The 17,573-nt window shown below is 59.7% G+C and carries 15 protein-coding genes; 8 read left to right on the top strand and 7 right to left on the bottom strand.

Going from position 1 to position 17,573, the window contains the following annotated elements:
• Positions 1-106 precede the first annotated feature (106 nt).
• Positions 107-940, top strand: a complete 834-nt coding sequence (locus KEHDKFFH_RS06610; protein WP_104321180.1) for a polyphosphate kinase 2 family protein — start codon at positions 107-109, stop codon at positions 938-940.
• Between the two features lie 17 nt (positions 941-957).
• A complete protein-coding gene (locus KEHDKFFH_RS06605; protein WP_104321179.1) occupies positions 958-2,229 on the top strand; it encodes a D-amino acid dehydrogenase in 1,272 nt (423 codons plus the stop codon).
• A gap of 125 nt (positions 2,230-2,354) precedes the next feature.
• Here KEHDKFFH_RS06605 and KEHDKFFH_RS06600 read toward each other — a convergent pair whose 3' ends face one another.
• Complete coding sequence (locus KEHDKFFH_RS06600) at positions 2,355-3,077, bottom strand: tRNA/rRNA methyltransferase (RefSeq protein WP_104321178.1); 723 nt, start codon at positions 3,075-3,077, stop codon at positions 2,355-2,357.
• Between KEHDKFFH_RS06600 and KEHDKFFH_RS06595 the strand changes: the two genes are divergently transcribed.
• A complete protein-coding gene (locus KEHDKFFH_RS06595) occupies positions 3,076-4,350 on the top strand; it encodes a methyltransferase (protein ID WP_104321177.1) in 1,275 nt (424 codons plus the stop codon). The two genes, KEHDKFFH_RS06600 and KEHDKFFH_RS06595, sit on opposite strands and share 2 nt — an antisense overlap.
• On the opposite strand, the gene KEHDKFFH_RS06590 is transcribed toward KEHDKFFH_RS06595, so the two are convergent.
• The 3 genes from KEHDKFFH_RS06590 to KEHDKFFH_RS06580 form a co-directional block, all read right to left on the bottom strand.
• Positions 4,307-4,786 carry a DUF4124 domain-containing protein gene (locus KEHDKFFH_RS06590; protein WP_104321176.1) on the bottom strand — a complete coding sequence of 160 codons (480 nt, stop codon included), beginning with the start codon at positions 4,784-4,786 and terminating at the stop codon, positions 4,307-4,309. The two genes, KEHDKFFH_RS06595 and KEHDKFFH_RS06590, sit on opposite strands and share 44 nt — an antisense overlap.
• A gap of 77 nt (positions 4,787-4,863) precedes the next feature.
• Entirely contained in the window at positions 4,864-6,063 is a 1,200-nt protein-coding gene (locus KEHDKFFH_RS06585; RefSeq protein WP_104321175.1) for an OmpA family protein, read from the bottom strand.
• 160 nt (positions 6,064-6,223) lie between these two features.
• The gene (locus KEHDKFFH_RS06580; protein WP_104321174.1) at positions 6,224-8,545 is read right to left on the bottom strand and encodes an ATP-dependent helicase; all 2,322 of its coding nucleotides are present in this window, start codon (positions 8,543-8,545) and stop codon (positions 6,224-6,226) included.
• 190 nt (positions 8,546-8,735) lie between these two features.
• On the opposite strand from KEHDKFFH_RS06580, the gene KEHDKFFH_RS06575 reads away from it, so the two are divergent.
• From KEHDKFFH_RS06575 to KEHDKFFH_RS06565, 3 genes are all read left to right on the top strand, one after another.
• Positions 8,736-9,113 (top strand): DUF2237 family protein, encoded by a 378-nt coding sequence (locus KEHDKFFH_RS06575; RefSeq protein ID WP_064229690.1) that lies wholly within the window; start codon positions 8,736-8,738, stop codon positions 9,111-9,113.
• A complete protein-coding gene (locus KEHDKFFH_RS06570) occupies positions 9,113-11,272 on the top strand; it encodes a tRNA(Met) cytidine acetyltransferase TmcA (protein ID WP_104321173.1) in 2,160 nt (719 codons plus the stop codon). The genes KEHDKFFH_RS06575 and KEHDKFFH_RS06570 overlap by 1 nt, the downstream gene beginning before the upstream one ends.
• 72 nt (positions 11,273-11,344) lie before the next feature.
• The gene (locus KEHDKFFH_RS06565; RefSeq protein ID WP_104321172.1) at positions 11,345-11,842 is read left to right on the top strand and encodes an ankyrin repeat domain-containing protein; all 498 of its coding nucleotides are present in this window, start codon (positions 11,345-11,347) and stop codon (positions 11,840-11,842) included.
• Positions 11,843-11,852: 10 nt separating this feature from the next.
• On the opposite strand, the gene KEHDKFFH_RS06560 is transcribed toward KEHDKFFH_RS06565, so the two are convergent.
• On the bottom strand, positions 11,853-12,956 hold the full coding sequence (locus KEHDKFFH_RS06560) for an enoyl-CoA hydratase/isomerase family protein (protein ID WP_104321171.1): 1,104 nt from the start codon (positions 12,954-12,956) through the stop codon (positions 11,853-11,855).
• A gap of 219 nt (positions 12,957-13,175) precedes the next feature.
• Here KEHDKFFH_RS06560 and KEHDKFFH_RS06555 point away from each other — a divergent pair, with 219 nt between their 5' ends.
• Positions 13,176-13,511, top strand: coding sequence for a c-type cytochrome (locus tag KEHDKFFH_RS06555; RefSeq protein WP_053113218.1), 336 nt, complete (start codon positions 13,176-13,178; stop codon positions 13,509-13,511).
• A gap of 24 nt (positions 13,512-13,535) precedes the next feature.
• Here the strand turns inward: KEHDKFFH_RS06555 and ppnN are convergent, their stop codons facing one another.
• Positions 13,536-14,918, bottom strand: coding sequence for a nucleotide 5'-monophosphate nucleosidase PpnN (ppnN, locus tag KEHDKFFH_RS06550; protein WP_104321170.1), 1,383 nt, complete (start codon positions 14,916-14,918; stop codon positions 13,536-13,538).
• Between the two features lie 110 nt (positions 14,919-15,028).
• Here ppnN and thiI point away from each other — a divergent pair, with 110 nt between their 5' ends.
• The gene (thiI, locus tag KEHDKFFH_RS06545) at positions 15,029-16,483 is read left to right on the top strand and encodes a tRNA uracil 4-sulfurtransferase ThiI (protein WP_064229695.1); all 1,455 of its coding nucleotides are present in this window, start codon (positions 15,029-15,031) and stop codon (positions 16,481-16,483) included.
• 4 nt (positions 16,484-16,487) lie between these two features.
• On the opposite strand, the gene KEHDKFFH_RS06540 is transcribed toward thiI, so the two are convergent.
• Entirely contained in the window at positions 16,488-17,501 is a 1,014-nt protein-coding gene (locus KEHDKFFH_RS06540) for a histone deacetylase family protein (RefSeq protein ID WP_104321169.1), read from the bottom strand.
• Positions 17,502-17,573: the final 72 nt, after the last annotated feature.

Below are 17,573 nucleotides of genomic sequence, written 5' to 3'. Positions count from 1 at the left end.
AACCTGCGTCCAGGCTGCTATTCTGTGAATTCGTTCTCGCAAGTTTACCAGCTTGTGCGATTGTTGACCTGTATTACCTCCATAGGGAGTTGCACGGAGCACCTTGATGAAGCTGTCGGCGTTTGCCAGTTCGTTCCTTTTCGACCCCGGAAAGCCTCGGTTCCGGGATTACCCGACATTACTGGACAGCGATGAAGCGAAGCTGCCCGGTCTTGAGGCCAGCCTGGAACAGATCGGTGAATACCAGCGCCGGCTCTGGGCCAATCAGGCCAGGGCGGTTTTGCTGGTCACCCACGGCCCGGATACCAGCGGCAAGGACAGCCTGATCCGAACCCTGGCGACCTTTGCGGACCCCGCCGGTTTCCATGCCTGGTCGTTCAGCCGGCCGAAGGGTGCCGAAACCCGCCATGATTTTCTCTGGCGGGTCACGTCCTTTCTGCCTGGCTTTGGCGAGATGGTTGCATTCAATCGCAGCCATCATGAGGCGGTGATTGCCGAGCGGGTATGGCCGGTCCATGAGCCCGACAGCTATAACTGGGAGAACCGTTACCGCTCCATCCGGAACTTCGAGCATCATCTCGTGGAAGAGGGCACCACGGTCATCAAGATCTGGCTCAACCTTTCGGAAGATGAACACCGTCAGCGCCTCCTGAAACGCCTGGACAAACCCCGGAAACGCTGGAAGTTCGACAAATCTGACATCGATGGCTGGGAGAAACGCCGCCAGTACGAGTCTTTCGCAGAGGAGGCCCTGGCCGCGACTCATACAGAAGATGCGCCCTGGTTCATCGTGCCGGGTGACCGGAAACCTCAGGCCCGTGCCATTGTTGCGGCGATACTGGCGGAACAGCTGAAGCAACTGGCGCCGGACTACCCGAAAGAAGATGAAAACGTGTTGAAAGAATACCGACGCCTGTTGGCAAAGAATGGTGTGAAATAAACGCAGTGGAGGAATGCATGCACATTGTTGTAGTCGGTGGCGGCGTAGTGGGAATGACCACGGCCTACGAGCTGAATCGCAGGGGCCACCAGGTGACTGTGCTGGAGCGCCATTCACTGGCCGGCAACGAGACCAGCAAGGCCAACGCGGCCCAGCGATCCTATGGCGTGGTCTACCCCTGGGCCGATCCCTCGATGGTGTTCAAGGCGATACCCTGGATCCTCAAGCAGGACGGCCCTTTGAAACTGCGGTTTCCGCCGTCCGTGGAAACGCTGAAATTCATGTTCGCCACCCTCCGTTACGCCTGGTCGCCGGGCCTGTTCGGACTGAATCGCCGGGCCATGTTGCGCCTGGGCATCCACAGTCGGGAACGGTTTCTGGCTCTGGAAAAGGAGCTTGATCTTGCCTTCGACGGAGACCATCAGGGCCTGCTGCACCTGGCCAGCACCCCGGAGGCACTGGAAGGCTACCGGGTTACCCATGAGTTGCTGAACGAGCTGGGCATCCCTTCCCGTTTGCTCACTCCGGAACAGGTGCGCGAGGCCGAACCCGGTATGGTCGGCAACGGCCCGCTCTACGGTGCCCTGAGCTACGACACCGACGGCACCGGGGATTGTCATCAGTTCTCCCGGGAGCTGGCGAAAGCCTGCGAGGCAAAAGGTGTGGTGGTCCGCTACAACGTGGAAGCGGAAAAGCTGATTGCTGATGACCACAAGGTCAGTGCCATTTCGCTCAGAACCGGCGAAGGCACGATGGAAACGCTCGAAGCTGATGCCTTCGTAATCAGCGCCGGATGCTGGTCCAACCATCTGGTGCAGCCTATGGGTCTGGAGCTGCCTATTTATCCGGTGAAAGGCTACAGCCTGACGGTCCCGATGAAAGACCCTGAACGCGGTCCGGCATCGACCATTCACGACGACAACTACAAAGTGGTTTCCACCCGTCTGGGGAACAGACTACGGGCTACGGGTTTCGTCGAGCTGGCGGATTTCAATCGGGATATTCCGGAGGCGAGGCTGGCGACGATCCGGAAATCCGTCGAGTCCCGTTTCCCCGGCTGTGCCGACCTCGACGCCGCAGAAACCTGGACCGGCTTTCGCCCCATGACCCCCGATGGCCCGGCTATTATCGGGCGAGGCCCCCGTGAGAATCTTTACCTCAACACCGGCCACGGCACCTTCGGCTGGACCCTGTCCGCCGGCAGTGCAGACCTCATTGCCCAGGTGATCGATGGCGAGGATCCCATCCTTTGCCTGGACGCCTTCCGCCCGGGAAGATTTCAGGAATAGTTTCTATAGCTAGGAGCGCGTAAAAGGCCCGGGAGCCGGACGGATAAGCCTTCCCGGGATCGTCGAAAACATGGATGTTTTCGTCGAGCGTACAGGGAGGTATTCACAGCGTATCCCGGGAGGGCTTATCCGTCCGGCTCTTTCTCAGAAGCTGAGCGCGCCTGAGAGTAAACCGTGCGCTCAATGTTCGAGCAAAGCGTATGAACAAACCCGATATCCCGATCAGACAACAACGGCAGTCGCTCAAAAACCCACTGGGACAGCTTTCCCTCAGGCGGTGTATCCAGTCCCGGCAGCAAGGTTTCGAGCCGACCGCGGAGGGCGCCAAGACGATTTTCGTCGGTAGGCTCAGGCTGGTTATCCATCGCTTCTGCAAGCCCCGACATTTCCCAGGCGTAGAGCATTACGGACTGGGCGAGATTCAGAGAGGGGTAAGCGACCTTCATGGGAATGCCCGTCAGCAGATCGCACAACGCAAGTTCATCGTTCGATAAGCCCCGGTCTTCACGCCCGAATACCAGGGCGGCCGTGGCCACGGATGAGCCCTTAGTAGCCAATACTTCCCGCAAGCCTGAGGGTGTGTGCCAATCCTGGCGCTGATGCCGCGTCTTGGCGGAGGTGCCCATCAGCAGGTCTACGGAGTTTCTTACCGCTGCCAGATCGGGGAAAATGCGCGCATTGTCCAGGATGTGGTCGCTGCCGTGGGCCAGCCAGTGGGCTTCCGGGCGGGTGTGCAGGTCGGAATTGACCAGCCAGAGCTCACCGAAGCCCATGGTGCACAGGGCGCGGGCGGCCGCTCCGACATTTTCCGGAACCTTGGGTTCAACAAGTACAAAGGCCAGTTGCATGACGTTACCTCCGGCGGCGAGTTTACACCACGGCGCGGAATCTTTTTACCAGCGATGGCAGCAGTTGAACGACTGGCTGGTACAGCACCGGGAGTTCTGGCAGCCCGCGCCGTTCATGACACCGGAGCCGGCCTGGGCAAAACGTTATCCGGAACTGACCGCGATGCTGGCGGAGCTTACCGATGCCGAATGCCGGCATCTGGATGACGCCCCGGTGGAGCTGGCGGCCCGGGCATCCCGGTGGTTGCCGTCCCTGGAAGGCTATGCCGATATGGTGCAACTGCCGGAGCTTTTGCCGTCAGCCGAGGAGGTATCAAAGGTCACCCTGCCGGAAATCCGGGCCACAGATATGCCCGGCCGGAAGCGACTGCAGTCGGGTGCCTTTGCCGCCGCACTGGCGCCACTGGAGCATTCCGCCCTGGACTGGTGTTGCGGCAAGGGCCATCTGTCCCGGACATTGGCGCCGCTCTGCTCCGGTGAGATACAGGGTTTCGAGTGGAACCCGGAGCTGGTGCATGACGGAAACCGACTGGCCCGACACTTCGGGGATCGGGTATCGATCGCCTGCCAGGATGTCATGGCCTCCGATCTGGCGCTTCCTGACAGTTACCACGGCGTTGCCCTCCACGCCTGCGGCGATCTGCATCGGCAGCTGCTGAAACGGGGCAGCGAGGCCGGATTGCCAAGGCTGAGTTTTTCTCCTTGCTGCTACCACCTGACCGATCAGGACATTTACCGGCCTATTTCCAGGCGGGCATCGGCCTATCAGAAGGTGCTGAAACCGGGCCGAAATGACTTGCGGCTGGCGGTTCAGGAAACGGTAACGGCGCCGGCGCGAGTGCGCGAGCAGACTCAACGAATCAGCCAGTGGCGGCTCGGGTTTGATGGTCTGCAGCGTTCCCTGCGAGGGCGTGACGACTATCTTCCGGTGCCTTCTCATCCCGCGCGGCTGCTGAGCGAAGGCTTTCCGGCTTTCTGTCATTGGGCGGCGGCGAAAAAGCAGCTGGAGCTACCCGAAACGGTCGACTTTGATTTCTGGTTGGCGTTTGGCGAGCGTCGGCTGGCGCAGGTCCGCCGCCATGAGCTGGTCCGGCACCTGTTCCGGCGGCCGCTGGAACTCTGGATGGTGCTGGATTACGCGATCTTCCTGGAAGAACAAGGCTATCGCGTAAAACTCGGTCAGTTCTGCGACCGGGCGCTGACGCCCCGTAATCTGCTGCTGGATGCAGTCAGGGTTTCCGGTACTCCACCCGTTCAACACAGCCGTCCCTGAAATACACATAGGTCAGCTCATAAAGCGCACCGTAATAGCGGGTCTGGTAGATCCAGACTTCCTGCGGGCTGGTGTAGGTTTCAGGCGGATTGCCGAAGGCCCTGCGAACATGCTCCCGGGTCATGCCCCGGACCACCTGCTCCCGAACCAGATAACGGCGTAAATCGGTGGAGTTGATAAACCGGCAGCTGCCGGCCTCTTCTTCCGGTTCCGGCTCTTCTGCCTGTTTCTGGGGATCAGGTGCCTCCTGCGCTGGCAGGTTCTGATTGAAACTGCCGCCAATGCGGTTATCCCGTAACTCAACCGATTCGGCGTCCTCTCCGCAAGGCTGGTCGGCGAAGACGGTATTGCCGTCCTTTTCGCAGCGAAAAACCTGGGCCTGTGCCGGTACGGCCAGAACAGAGAGGGTAAAGATCAGGGCGGAGGCTCTGAGCATCGGTTCCTCGCGTATTGTCAGAAACAGAAAAGGCGCCCGCAGGCGCCTTTTCAATTCATTCAGGTAGCGACCGTTATTTAACGGCGAACCTGAATGCGCGCTTCAACCCGGCGGTTGGCAGCGCGGCCTTCCGCAGTGTTGTTTGAAGCGATTGGAGCTTCCTCACCGTAACCCACGGCGTTCACCCGTGACGGATCAACACCCAGTGGCCCGGTCAGGCGACCGGCAACGGCTTCGGCCCGGCGCTGGGAAAGTGCACGGTTGTAGTCGGCAGCGCCGCGGCTGTCGGAATGGCCGGCGATTTCCACGATGGTTTCAGGATTCTCATTCAGGAAATCAGCCACCCGACGAATCTCTGAATCGAAGGTATTCCCGATGACAGAGCTGTTGGTCGGGAACTGCACTTCGATGGTGAAGGTCTCGATGGTTTCAACCACACCCTCACAGCCGGAGGCATCCACCTGGGCGCCCGCCGAAGTGTTGGGGCACAGGTCCTGGCTGTTCACAACGCCGTCGTTATCGCTGTCCAGTTCGCAGCCACGGTTATCAACCTCGGCACCACGAGGCGTGTTCGGGCAGTCGTCGCGGCGATCTACTACGCCGTCGCGATCGCCATCTGGTTCGCAACCGGTGCTGTCAACGGCAACTCCTGCAGGCGTGCCGGGACACTGATCCCGGGAATCAGGAACACCGTCACTGTCGGAATCCATGGGCTGAGGTGCGGCCTGCGCGATGGTCCGGGTAAAGGCGAAACTGATACCGAGAGAAACCTGGGTGTCGAAGGTGCTTTCGTCAATGCCGTGGAACTCACGGAGGTCGCCGCGCAGTGATACGGCGTCGCTTACGTTGTAGCGGAAGCCGGTACCCACGTTCACGCGGGTTTCGTCATGATTGCTTCCGGCTGTTCTGGGGCCCAGGGGATCTGTGCCGAAGTCTGCATGGCCGGCGCCCAGAGATACGTATGGGTTCCAGGCTTCGTCCGGGCCGGCAAAGTAGTAAGTACCATCGACCCTGATCTCTTCAAACTCGGATTCGCCGGCCACGTACTTGCGATCGGCATCGGCGCGTGAGTACAGCGCCTCAACTGACCAGTGGGGGCGGAAGCGGTATTCAACACCAACCCCGAAGGTGCCGGTCTCGCTCAGATCGCGCTTGTCGTCAAACAGCTGGAAAGCGGCAAACGGGTTGATGTAGACGGTTTCCTGACGGTCGGCGATGGCCGGGGTTGCCAGAGTGGCGGCCAGGACGGCCGCGGAAATTGGACGCATGACGTTCATGCAGAACCTCCTGTTCATTGTCGTTGTGGTACCGCACTTCCTCATGAAAAGTGCTTGTATACTCGGAATTTAGGCTAGTAGGCCAAAAAAGACAAAAAAATGATACGGATTGTTACGTCCGCAATTGTACCCAGTTGACCTTTACGTGCCGGAAGTCGTTTCAGGCCAGAGCCGTAAAATACAGGTGAGCGCTCTTCTTGCTGAAATTGAGGATTTCGCCGTTGTCGAAATGTACTTCGAACGAGCTTCCATCCTCGGAAACCACCAAGCCGGGGCCAAAAATGGCGTGGCTTAGACGCTTCTGATGCCAGAGTGGTTCCATCGAATTTGCAGATGTTGCCGCCTGGCCTTCCAGAGTGACGTTCTCCCGGTCGGCATAGCGCTGGCTGACCGGCGTGAGGGGCGCGGTCAGGCGGATGATTGAAGTCTCGGCCGGGATTCGCTCGTCCAGCCAGCGCCCGAACTCCTCGGCCAGCCCGAAGCAGAATTCCTCCACAAACCGGCTTGGGCCCAGGTCGCCGTCCAGATGCGGTTGCTTGCTGGCAGGGCGGGTAATCAGATGCAGCTGCTGGCGGGTTCTTGTCATGGCCACATAGAGCAGCCGCCGTTCGCTCTCCAGGAATCCTCTGGCATCGTCTTGGGGCCGCGGGCTGTAGGGCAGGTATTTCTCCTGCAGGCCGGGAATAATCACCGTCGGCCATTCCAGACCTTTGGTGCGATGAATGGTCGAGAGCAAAACGCCCCCCTGCTGCTTTTCGCCCGCTTGTTGCTTCAGCGCTTTCAGATGCTCCAGCGCGCCTTCGGCGGTAACATCCAGGCTTTTCAGGTACTGCCGGAACCCCTGCACGGTATCAATGCGTTCTTCAGCGCTTTCATGGGTCAGGGCCAGGCTCCGGATGCCTTCATAGAGATCTGTATGCTCGGCATAGACACTGATCAGCCCTGCAACCGGACCCCCATAGCTGCGAAGTTGAGCAAGCACCTCGCCCAGTTTCCGCAACTTACGGGCCGCCATTGGGGCCAGAGCGTCGAAATCCATCGCCAGCAACCGCTCGTGCCAGCCGCCGGAAAACCCCGCCAGGAACCGTGCCAGTTGCTCAAGCTCGGGCTCTTTCAAGCCAACGTGGGGAAAACGCAATAACTGCCGAGCCAGTTCCAGCCGATCCTCGTCCGGCAGGTTTTCAAGCTTGCCGGTCACCACCATCAGCAACGCGGTAATCGCCTGCACCTCCCGGCTGAACAGGGCGCCCTTGCCGGCATCAATGCGGTAGGGAATCTGCCGCGCCAGCAGCTTCAGCTCAATAGGAACACTCTGACTCCAGACTCTGAACAGAATGGCCGTCCCTGCAAGAGCCGGTTCCGACTGGCCCTGAAGAATCTGCAGCACCGTATCGGCATCGCTCTCCGCCCTATGCAGGGTGATCTCAGTCCCGGGGGTTGTGGGATGGGAGTGACAAAGCACATCCTTGCGCCCGGTGTTGTGGCAGATCAGGTGGTTCGCCAGCAGCGCCACCCGGTGGCCATAACGGAAGGTATAGCTGAGGGTCTGCTCCAGCGGGCTTTCGAACTCATCGCTGAACCGCTTGAGGATAAACTCGGGCTTCGCACCCCGGAACTCGTAGATCGTCTGGTCCGGGTCCCCGACCACCGTCACCCGGGCCCGGTCCCCGGCCACGTAGCGCAACAGCAGATGCTGGATCTCATTGGTGTCCTGGTACTCATCCACCAGAATCAGATCCATCTTGTTGCCCACCAGCCGCTGTAACGGCGGATTCTGGTGAATCGCCATCACCGGCTCGTACAGCATGTCGGCATAACCGATCCGCCCCTGGTTCTTACGCCACTGCTCAAAACTGTGGAACAGATCGATGAGGTATTTGTGCTTGTCCGAATACCCCAGCTCCTCAAACACGATCTCAGCCGGCGACAGCGTTGTTTTCACCAGATCAATAAACCCCGTCGCCGTCTCGACAAAATCCTTCTTGTTGCGCCGTATCTCATCCGCCAGATCCTCCGGCGCCAGCCGACGGGTTAACTGCCAGGCCTGAAAACTGATCTCCTGCTCGGTCAGAATCTTGTCGGAAAACCCCGGCAGATAGCCCTCCCGCACAAATCGTTTGTACAGCCGCAAGCCCATGGCGTGATAGGTCCGGATCTCCGGCAACGCCAGCCCACTCTGAGCACACACCTCCTGCAGCTTGCGCTCGAAATCCACCCGGGCGCTGCGGTTGAACATCAGCACCAGCATCCGGTCCGGATCATGCCCCTGTTCCAGCAGATACCGAATCCGCCACGCCAACGTCGACGTCTTGCCACTGCCGGCCACGGCGGTAATCACCGAATGCTCATAGCCGGCGGTAATAATCGCCCGCTGTTCATCGGTGAGGTAATCCGGAAGGTTGCTGGTATCAGAAATTTGGGGTTCGGTCGGCATGGCCGGTATTGTAACGGCCCGCTGGTAGAGCGGATACCGCTGCCGCATAATTGAAAGTCCTCATTATGGCTGTTGGACTATAACTCACAGGTACGACAGTGAGTTGGGATAAGCCTTTCCAAAACTGTGCGGAGCCATGGATGGCGGAGCCCAAGCGCCACATGGATGTGCCGCAAGGAGCGTGTTTTGGAAAGGCTTATCCCAACTTACTGCCTCCGAAACTTGAAGGTCTGGAAAAATGGAAATAGCAGAATCCGTAAACGTACTGGGCGAAAAACTGGAAACCTGCGGCAAAGACCCGATTACCGGCTTCTACCGCGATGGCTGCTGCAATGTCGGCCCCGATGACTTTGGCCTGCACGCCGTCTGCGCCGTAGTCACTGCCGAATTCCTCGAATTCTCCAAAGCCCAGGGCAACGACCTCAGCACCCCCAGGCCAGAATTTGGCTTTGAGGGACTGAAGCCGGGCGACAGCTGGTGTCTGTGCGCCGCCCGCTGGCAGGAAGCCTTTGAAGCCGGCAGCGCGCCACGGGTGCGCCTGCGTGCCACTCATCAGGCGGCCCTGGAAAAGTGCGCCCTCGACGACCTCAAAGCCCACGGTGCCGACCTTAGCTGATGAGCCACCCAGGAACCGAAGCTGAGCCGGATACGGCGGCGTGGCGCGAGCTGCAAGCCAGCCTTGCCGCCAGAGGCGAACGCCGTCTGGTTCTGCTGGAGGGCAATCGGGAAAACAACCTCAGATGGCTCTCGGGCCTGCTACCTGAGCTCGAACTTCAAACCGGCGTCTGGACCGGACCGGCAGATCAGAGCCCTGATCCTCGACTGACCCCCATTGCGGTCTCAGAGGCCCGGCAATGGCTCGGCCGTGAAGTTTCCATGATTATCTGGGATGGCTGGCAAGGAAACCCACCGGATGCCTTCGCGGCCCTCTCAGGGGCATTGACCGCCGGCGGCCTGCTGTTCTGGTTGATGCCGCCGCTGGCTGAGTGGCACCGGTTTGCCGACCCGGATTACCGCAGAACCGGTCTGGACAATGGCGGGGCACATCCCTTCGCTGCCCGGATGGCCGACATTCTTGCCGACCATGACGCCGTGATTCGCATCTCCACCGGCAGTGCGACATCGCCCTTGCCGGCCATGCCCCCCGTACCGGAGCAAAGCTTCCGAATCGGAACAACCCGTGGCCAGGAACAACTGGTTCAGCGCCTGGTCCGGTTTGGTCTGGGCCGAAGACGCCGACCATTGGTTGTCACGGCAGACCGGGGCCGGGGCAAGTCCGCGGCTCTGGGTATGGCGGCAGCGGAATTGCTCGAGAAAGGCAGGCAGGAAATCGTCGTCACCGCGCCGTCGGAACAGAACGTAGATACCCTGTTCCGCCACGCCCGCGAGGCTCTCGCAGAAAAGCTGGACGAAGCCAGTCCCCGGATATTGACCACTCGATCAGGTGGCCGCTTGAGATTTGTTCCGGTGCGCGAATTACTGGCTTTGCGACCGGAAGCCGAGGTGGTCCTGGTGGATGAGGCAGCAGCGATTCCGGCACCGCTCCTGAAATCGGTTCTGCTGGGCTGGCCCCGGGTAGCGTTTGCCACCACGGTGCATGGTTACGAAGGCGCCGGCCGCGGTTTCGCCATTCGCTTTCGACAGGTTCTGGAGCAATCAACGCCTCACTGGCAGTCGGTAACGCTGACCGAGCCGGTGCGCTGGGCCGGGGGTGATCCACTGGAAGCCCTTATCTCCCGGCTCTTTCTGCTGGCCGCGGATGGCAGTGGTTCAGCCGCCAAAACCGAAAGCAGTACCGGGGAACTGGTCATCGAACCCTGGCAGCCGGCAACCGCCGGTGATGAGCCGCTGTCCAACGCCTTTGGTTTGCTGGTGGATGCCCATTATCGCACCAGCCCTGCAGATCTTCGGCAATGGCTGGACGACACTGCTGCCCGGACCTGGCGGGCGCGGATTGGCGACCGGACGGTTGGAATACTCTGGTGTGCGCTTGAAGGTGGGCTTTCGCCTGAGCTGGCTGAACAGGTCAGCTTGGGTACCCGTCGCATTCGCGGGCATCTGCTGCCGCAATCGCTGGCCAGTCACAGCGGCTACCCGGAAGCCGCCGCCCTGAAGGCTCTCCGGGTTGTCCGCATTGCGATATCAGACGACGCCCGGCGGTCAGGTATTGGCAGGTGCCTGGTGGAGGCTGCACAGGCGTATGCCGCCAAGCAGGGTGTAGATTACCTCGGCACCAGTTTTGGTGGCAGCGCCGACCTGCTGGCCTTCTGGCAGAGTTGCAGTCTCCATGTCGTCAGGGTGGGTTTGCAACAGGAGGCTTCCAGTGGTGAGTATCCGTTGCAGATGATCAAAGGCATCTCGCAGCCCGGCCAGGAAATGGAAGGACGTATCCGCACCCGACTGTCTGGCCACTGGCTTACCCTGGTGCCGGACAACTGGCCGGGGCTGGAGCCGGAAATGCTCGCGGCGATCACGGCTGACCTGCCTCCGGGGCCGGCGCTGGATGCTGATGATCTGCGGGATCTTCGCCATTTTGCCAATGGCCACCGGGGCTTTCGGGTAATGGTGCCAGTGTTGCGGAAGCTGAGTCAGGGGCCGGGGATCATGGCGTGGTTGAAGAGCCGTGAAGAGCTTCCGCTGTGGTGCCAGGGTGTTCTTCAGGGGCGGCCCTGGTCCTCGCTGCAGGACGACCGACTCTGTCTGGGCCAGAGAGAAGGCGAAGATCGTCTGCGGCAAGTGGTTCGTGATCTTCTGAAGGATGGCCCGGGTTTGTGACTCGCTCGATTTAATTTCCGTCGGTGTCTGCCCAGAATAGGCCCCCGTATTCTTTCTCAGAGACTGTTTGTTATGGCCAAGGGAACCGGCGCCCTCCGTTTTTTGCTAATTTTGCTTCCGCTTCTTGCTTTCCTGTCTGCCTGCGCTTCCCCGAACCAACCGGTTGCTCTGAGCCCCGAGGCTCTCGCCGAGGCGGATGCACTTCTGATTTCAGCCGCAGGGGATGGTGAAAAGCGGCGCGTGCAGTTGTTGTTGTCTGCTGGTGCCGATGTAAACACCAGTGACCGGAACGGCTATACCCCCGTCATGCGGGCTGCAGAGAACGGCCATCTGTCGGTGGTGAAGGTTTTGGTGGCAGCCGGTGCCAACGTCAATGTCAGCCAGGGGGGTGAGTCCCTGTTGATGAAAATCGTGGCCAATGGAGATTTGCTGACCGCAGAAAGGCTGGTGGCGGCCGGGGCCGATGTGAATTACCGGGCCAGGGACGGCCAGACCGCGCTGGACATCGCCCGGGCCACCAATAACCGGGATCTGGAAATGCTGCTGGTGCAGGCGGGCGCGCAACTCTAGTTCCCGAACGCTATTCCAGCCCCATCGGATCGGTTTCGTCATCCCACTCCGGGGTGAAATGGGCCGCAACGACATCCTCTGGTACATCGGCAATCGTCGGGTAACTCCATTTTGGCTGGCGATCCTTGTCGATGGCCAAGGCTCGTATGCCCTCGGCCAGGTCCGGCCGGCGGATGCATTCCGAGACCAACGCCAGCTCCATTCGGAATGCGTCCTTCAGGGACATCTGCTGTGCTTTTTGTAGTTGTGTCCAGACCAGCCAGGCCGACACGGGGCATCCGGTTCTCAAAGTGTTCATGCAGGCATGCCACCAGTCGCAGTCCACCTCCGCCGTGAGCAGCTGATCGACGATCTCCGGCAGTTCATCGCCGGCGCTCAGCCGGGCAATCCGCTGTTCGTGTTTTGCAAGATGGCTGGGTGGCAGTGCCCGGTAATCCGGTGTCTGAACCTGATTGAGCAAGCGGAAAAGGCGGTTGTCGTCGGCAGCGGTTTGCCCGGTCCAGCGTTCCGACGCCAGTCGGTCCAGCAGACGGCCCCGGTCTTCCGGCAGAATGGCCATGTCCGCAAGGCCGACCCGAAGTGCATCGCTTACGTTCAGGCGAGCACCGGTCAACCCTATGAACAGGCCGAGTCGGCCGGGCAACCTTTTCAGAAACCAACTGGCGCCCACATCCGGAAACAGGCCGATGGTGATCTCGGGCATTGCCAGGGTGACATCTGGTGTCACCAGCCGATACCGGCAGCCGGCAAATACGCCAAGTCCACCGCCCATCACCACGCCGTGGGCAATGCCAAGCACAGGTTTCGGGAACCGGTGAATGCTGTAGTCCATCCGGTATTCGCGGTTGAAAACGCGCGCTGGTTCTTCCCGGTCCCGGGAGGTGAGCATGGTATCGTAAAGTTCCCGGATATCACCGCCGGCGCAGAAGGCTTTCTCGCCCGCCCCCTGAATCACCACGATGCAGATCCGGTCATCGTCGGCCCAGCGGTCAAGGATTTCCTGGATCTGCTCGATCATGTGCTCGGAAAGTGCGTTGAGCGTGCCTGGGGAGTTCAGCGTCAGAACACCAATATGGCCTTCGCGACAGGCAAGTTCCTGGGCCTCTACAGACATTGACGATATCTCCGGAGAATTAAAACAATCTTGGATTCGGAATCGAACGTACTTTCACCTTATTAGCCAGAACAGAAAAGAGGACGAACGTCGAAAAGACGTCCTTGACCTATCGCATTTGAGGTTCCCCGGCTCTGTGCTATAAGTGCTAGTCAGTTTACTGTCCGGCTTCCGAACCGGTCTGAAAATCTTGAAAACGATGATGAGAGGGTAATGACAATGAATCTGAAACACTACGCTGTTGCGGGAATTTTTGCGCTTGGCGCTGCTGTACCTGCAGTAGTCTCTGCCGCGGATGCCGAAGCTGGCAAGGCCAAGGCTGCGGTCTGTGCTGCGTGCCACGGCCAGAATGGTCTTGCGCAGATCCCGACCTATCCGAATCTGGCGGGCCAGAATGAGCAGTACCTGGTATCGGCCCTGAAGGCGTACAAGAACAAGCAGCGTTCTGGTGGCCAAGCCGCGATCATGCAGGGTCAGGCTGCTGCCTTGAGTGACACGGATATCGCCAATCTGGCGGCCTATTACGCCAGTCTTCCCGCAGACGGCGGCAAGTAAGCTCTACAGTGTCAGCGAGGCGGCTCAGGCCGCTCCGCTGACGATGCGATAGCTCGGTCTGTAGGCCGAGGAGCCCGGCAGCTTCATGCGATTCTGGGCTACAAACTGCTCAAGCATGGCCTCAAGCGGTTTTATCAGGCTGGGGTCACCGGCAATTTCGAACGGCCCCTTCTCCTGAACCTGCCGTATACCACCCTCCTTGACGTTCCCTGCCACGATGCCACTGAAGGCTTTGCGCAGATTCGCGGCGATCAGGTGTACGGGCTGGTCCCGGTGCAGCTCCAGCGCCCGCATGTTGTTGTGATTTGGCTCGAAAGGTAACTGGAACACCGGGTCAATCTTCAGCATCCAGTTGAAGTAATAGGCGTCCTGCATGGCGCGCCGGAACGTCTCTACCTCTTTCATGCCCTTCTTCATGGTCTGGGCCACGCGCACCGGATCGTCGATGATGATTTCGTATTTGCTCGCGGCTTCGTCCCCAAGGGCGTTCCGGATGAACTTGTCGATCATCTCGAAATATTCCGCGTTCTCCTGCCGGCCGGTAAACACCACCGGGAAGGGCAGATCGGCATTGTCCGGATGCAGCAGGATGCCCAGAAGGTACAGAATTTCCTCAGCGGTGCCGACACCGCCGGGGAACACAATGACGCCGTGACCACAGCGGACGAAGGCTTCCAGGCGTTTCTCAATGTCGGGCATGATCACCAGTTCATTGACGATGGGGTTGGGGGCCTCCGCACCAATAATGCCCGGCTCGGTGATGCCAATGTAGCGGCCGTCTTTTACCCGCTGCTTGGCGTGGCCAATGGTGGCGCCTTTCATGGGCCCCTTCATTGCCCCCGGACCACACCCGGTACAGATGCTCAGAGCCCTGAGACCCAGTTGATGACCCACTTCCTTGCTGTACTGGTACTCATCGTGTCCGATGGAGTGGCCACCCCAGCACACCACCAGATCCGGTTGCCGCCCGGCCTCAAGCACCCGGGCATTGCGAAGAATGTGGAAAACATAGTTGGTCAGGTCTTCCGGGTCGTCCCTCCGGAAACCTGCGGCTGACTGGGGGATTGAATGGGAGTAGATAATATCCCTCAGGACCGAGAACAGGTGTTCACGGATGGCCCGAAGCATCTGTCCGTCAACGAACGCATGTGCGGGCGCGTTGATCAGTTCCAGTTTCAGGCCCCGGGGCTGCGGTACCAGGCGGACATCAAAGTCAGCATGGGATTCCATCAATGCCTGACAGTCATCAGTTTCTACCCCGGTATTCAGAACCGCCAGGGCGCACTGGCGAAACAGCCGGTAGAGACCGCCTTCGCTGCGGTCCTTGAGGCGGTTGACCTCGTGATTGGAGAGAATTTCAAGGCTGCCCTCGGGGGAGACCAGGGCATTGATGGTGGTTTCCTGCATTAACGGTGAAACTCCTGAGTGTTGCGGAAATGCCCGATTTTGAGGCACGCAGTCAAAAGGGTAGACTAAGGCCTTTCTGTACAATACGCCACCCGACAAAATTCCGATTTATGAAACTGCTTATCCGTCCCGCTCCAGAAGTTGCCATCAAGAGTAAACCTGTCCGTCGTCAGCAGATGCGTCACCTGCGGCAGAACATCCGAAAATTGCTGGCACGGCTGGATCCTGAAATTCGCGTGGAAGGCAGCTGGGATCGGGTGGATGTAGAGGTGCCTGACAACCGGGGCCTGTCAGGCCCTGCCCTGGAGGCGCTTTTGCGCATACCGGGCATTTCCACGATTCAGGAAATCGGGGCGTTTCCGTTTATCAGCCTCGAAGATGTTGCCGACAAAGCCGTTGAAGCTTTCGCTGACCGGTTGAACGGCAAAACATTCGCGGTAAGGGCCCGTCGTCATGGTGAGCACAACTTCCGCTCCATTGATCTGGAACGGACGGTGGGCGCCGCCCTGATGCAGGCATCGGAGGCCAGGGGGGTTGATCTGAAATCGCCCCAGGTTGAAGTGCGGATTGAGGTCCATGGCGATCAGTACCACATCGCCCACCGCAAGCACCGGGGATTGGGCGGCTATCCGCTGGGCAGTGTCGAAAACGTGCTGACTCTGATTTCCGGGGGGTACGATTCCTCCGTGGCCGCCTACCTGATGATGCGTCGCGGCCTTCGCAGTCATTTTCTGTTTTTCAACCTGGGAGGCACTGCCCATGAGGTGGGTGTGCGCCAGGTGGTGCACTACCTTTGGGACCGTTATGGCGCTTCCCACAGCGCCAAGTTTATCTCGGTACCCTTCGAGGGCGTGGTTGCCGAAATCATGCGATCGGTGAATCACCGTCACTGGGGGGTGGTGCTCAAACGCCAGATGCTTATGGCGGCTGCCGAGATTGCCCGCAAGAACAACGCAGTCGGCGTAGTAACCGGCGATGCAGTGGCCCAGGTATCGAGTCAGACCCTGAGCAACCTCAACGTGGTAGACAGGGCCAGTGATGAAGTGGTCTTGCGACCTCTGGTGTCCATGGACAAGGAATCCATCATCCGCATCGCCCGGGAAATTGGCACCGAAGTCTATGCCCGCAACATGCCCGAGTACTGTGGCGTAATCTCCCAGAAGCCTGCCACCAGAGCCAAACTGCACCGCGTGGAGGAAGATGAGGCACTGATGGACGCTTCGGTGCTTGCCAGCGCGATTCAGGCCCGGGAGGAGACGCCGGTGAACCGGTTGCTGGAGACGACCGTGACGCCTGAGGAAGTGGAGCTGGTGCAAACGCCATCGGTGAATGATGTGATCATCGACGTGCGCCACCCCTCGGAGGGCGAGCAATCACCGCTGAAGCTGACCAATAACGAAATCCTGCAGATCCCGTTCTACGAGCTGAATCAGCAGCTACCGGAGCTGCCGGCGAACCGGCAATACCTGCTTTATTGCGACCGAGGCACCATGAGCCGGATGCATGCCGGGCATCTGAAGGCCGAGGGGCACGAAAACGTGAAGGTCTACGTGCCCGCCGCCTGAAACCTCAGCCTGCCAGACCCTTGAAAAACTGTTGGACGTTCTCGCTCAGGGCGTCCAGATCGTACCCGCCTTCCTGCACCACCAGCGTTGGCAGCCCCAGCTGACGCACGTGGGTGCTGAGTTTGCAGAAGCCTTCGGAGGATACCGACACCTTGGCCTGGGGATCGTTCTTGTAGATATCGAAACCGAGAGCAAGGATCAGGGCATCCGGCTGGTAAAGTTTGATGGCTGCCAGGGCTTCGTCCAGTTTCGCGAAGAAATCCTCTTCCGTTGAGCCGTGGGGCATAGGCATATTGATGTTGTAGCCGAAGCCTTCTCCCTCGCCCCGCTCGTTTTCAAAGCCGGTGACTACCGGGTAGAAGTTGGTGGGGTCGCCGTGGATTGAAATGTAGAGCACATCGCTACGGTCGTAAAAGATCTCCTGGATGCCCTGACCATGGTGCATGTCGGTATCCAGAATCACGATCCTGGGGAACCGGGCTTTCATGTGCTCAGCGGCAATGGCGGCATTGTTGAGGTAACAGAAACCTCCGGCGGCATCACGGCGGGCATGGTGCCCCGGCGGGCGACAGACCGCGTACGAAGTACGGTCACCGGCAATCAGCGCGTCGGCGGCACCCAGCGCGCTCTGGGCCGACCAGTAGGCGGCATGCCAGGTGTGCTCGCCAATCGGACAGCTACCATCGGCCTGGTATCGGGCTGCCTCGGCCAGAATGCCAGTCAGGTGATTGGGGGAACGGACAAAGATATTCGAGATGACCTCATCGCCCCAGTCGTCCATCTGTTTCCAGCGCCGATGGGCGGATTCCAGAAAACGCAGGTAACCCAGATCGTGAACTTTCGAGATCGGGCCCGCACCCTGGTCCGCAGGCTGCAGCACAGAGATACCCATTTCCTTGAGTCCGCCCAGCATTTCACCGGTTCGAGCGGGAATCTCCTGGGGCTGGCGCATCTGTCCCCGGGTAAAGTACGTCTGTGGAATGTGCTCATCCTGCGCGTGATGGAAAAATGCCTTCATTGTCCGGTCTCCTGGGTGTCTGATCCCCCGAGTATAGGCACACTCAGGCGATGATCAAAAGCCTGCCCTTGA

This window comes from Marinobacter maroccanus, assembly GCF_002933275.1.
Taxonomy (GTDB): Bacteria; Pseudomonadota; Gammaproteobacteria; order Pseudomonadales; family Oleiphilaceae; genus Marinobacter; species Marinobacter maroccanus.
Note: the sequence above shows the minus strand (reverse complement) of the source record. Positions and strands in the feature narration are given on the sequence as shown.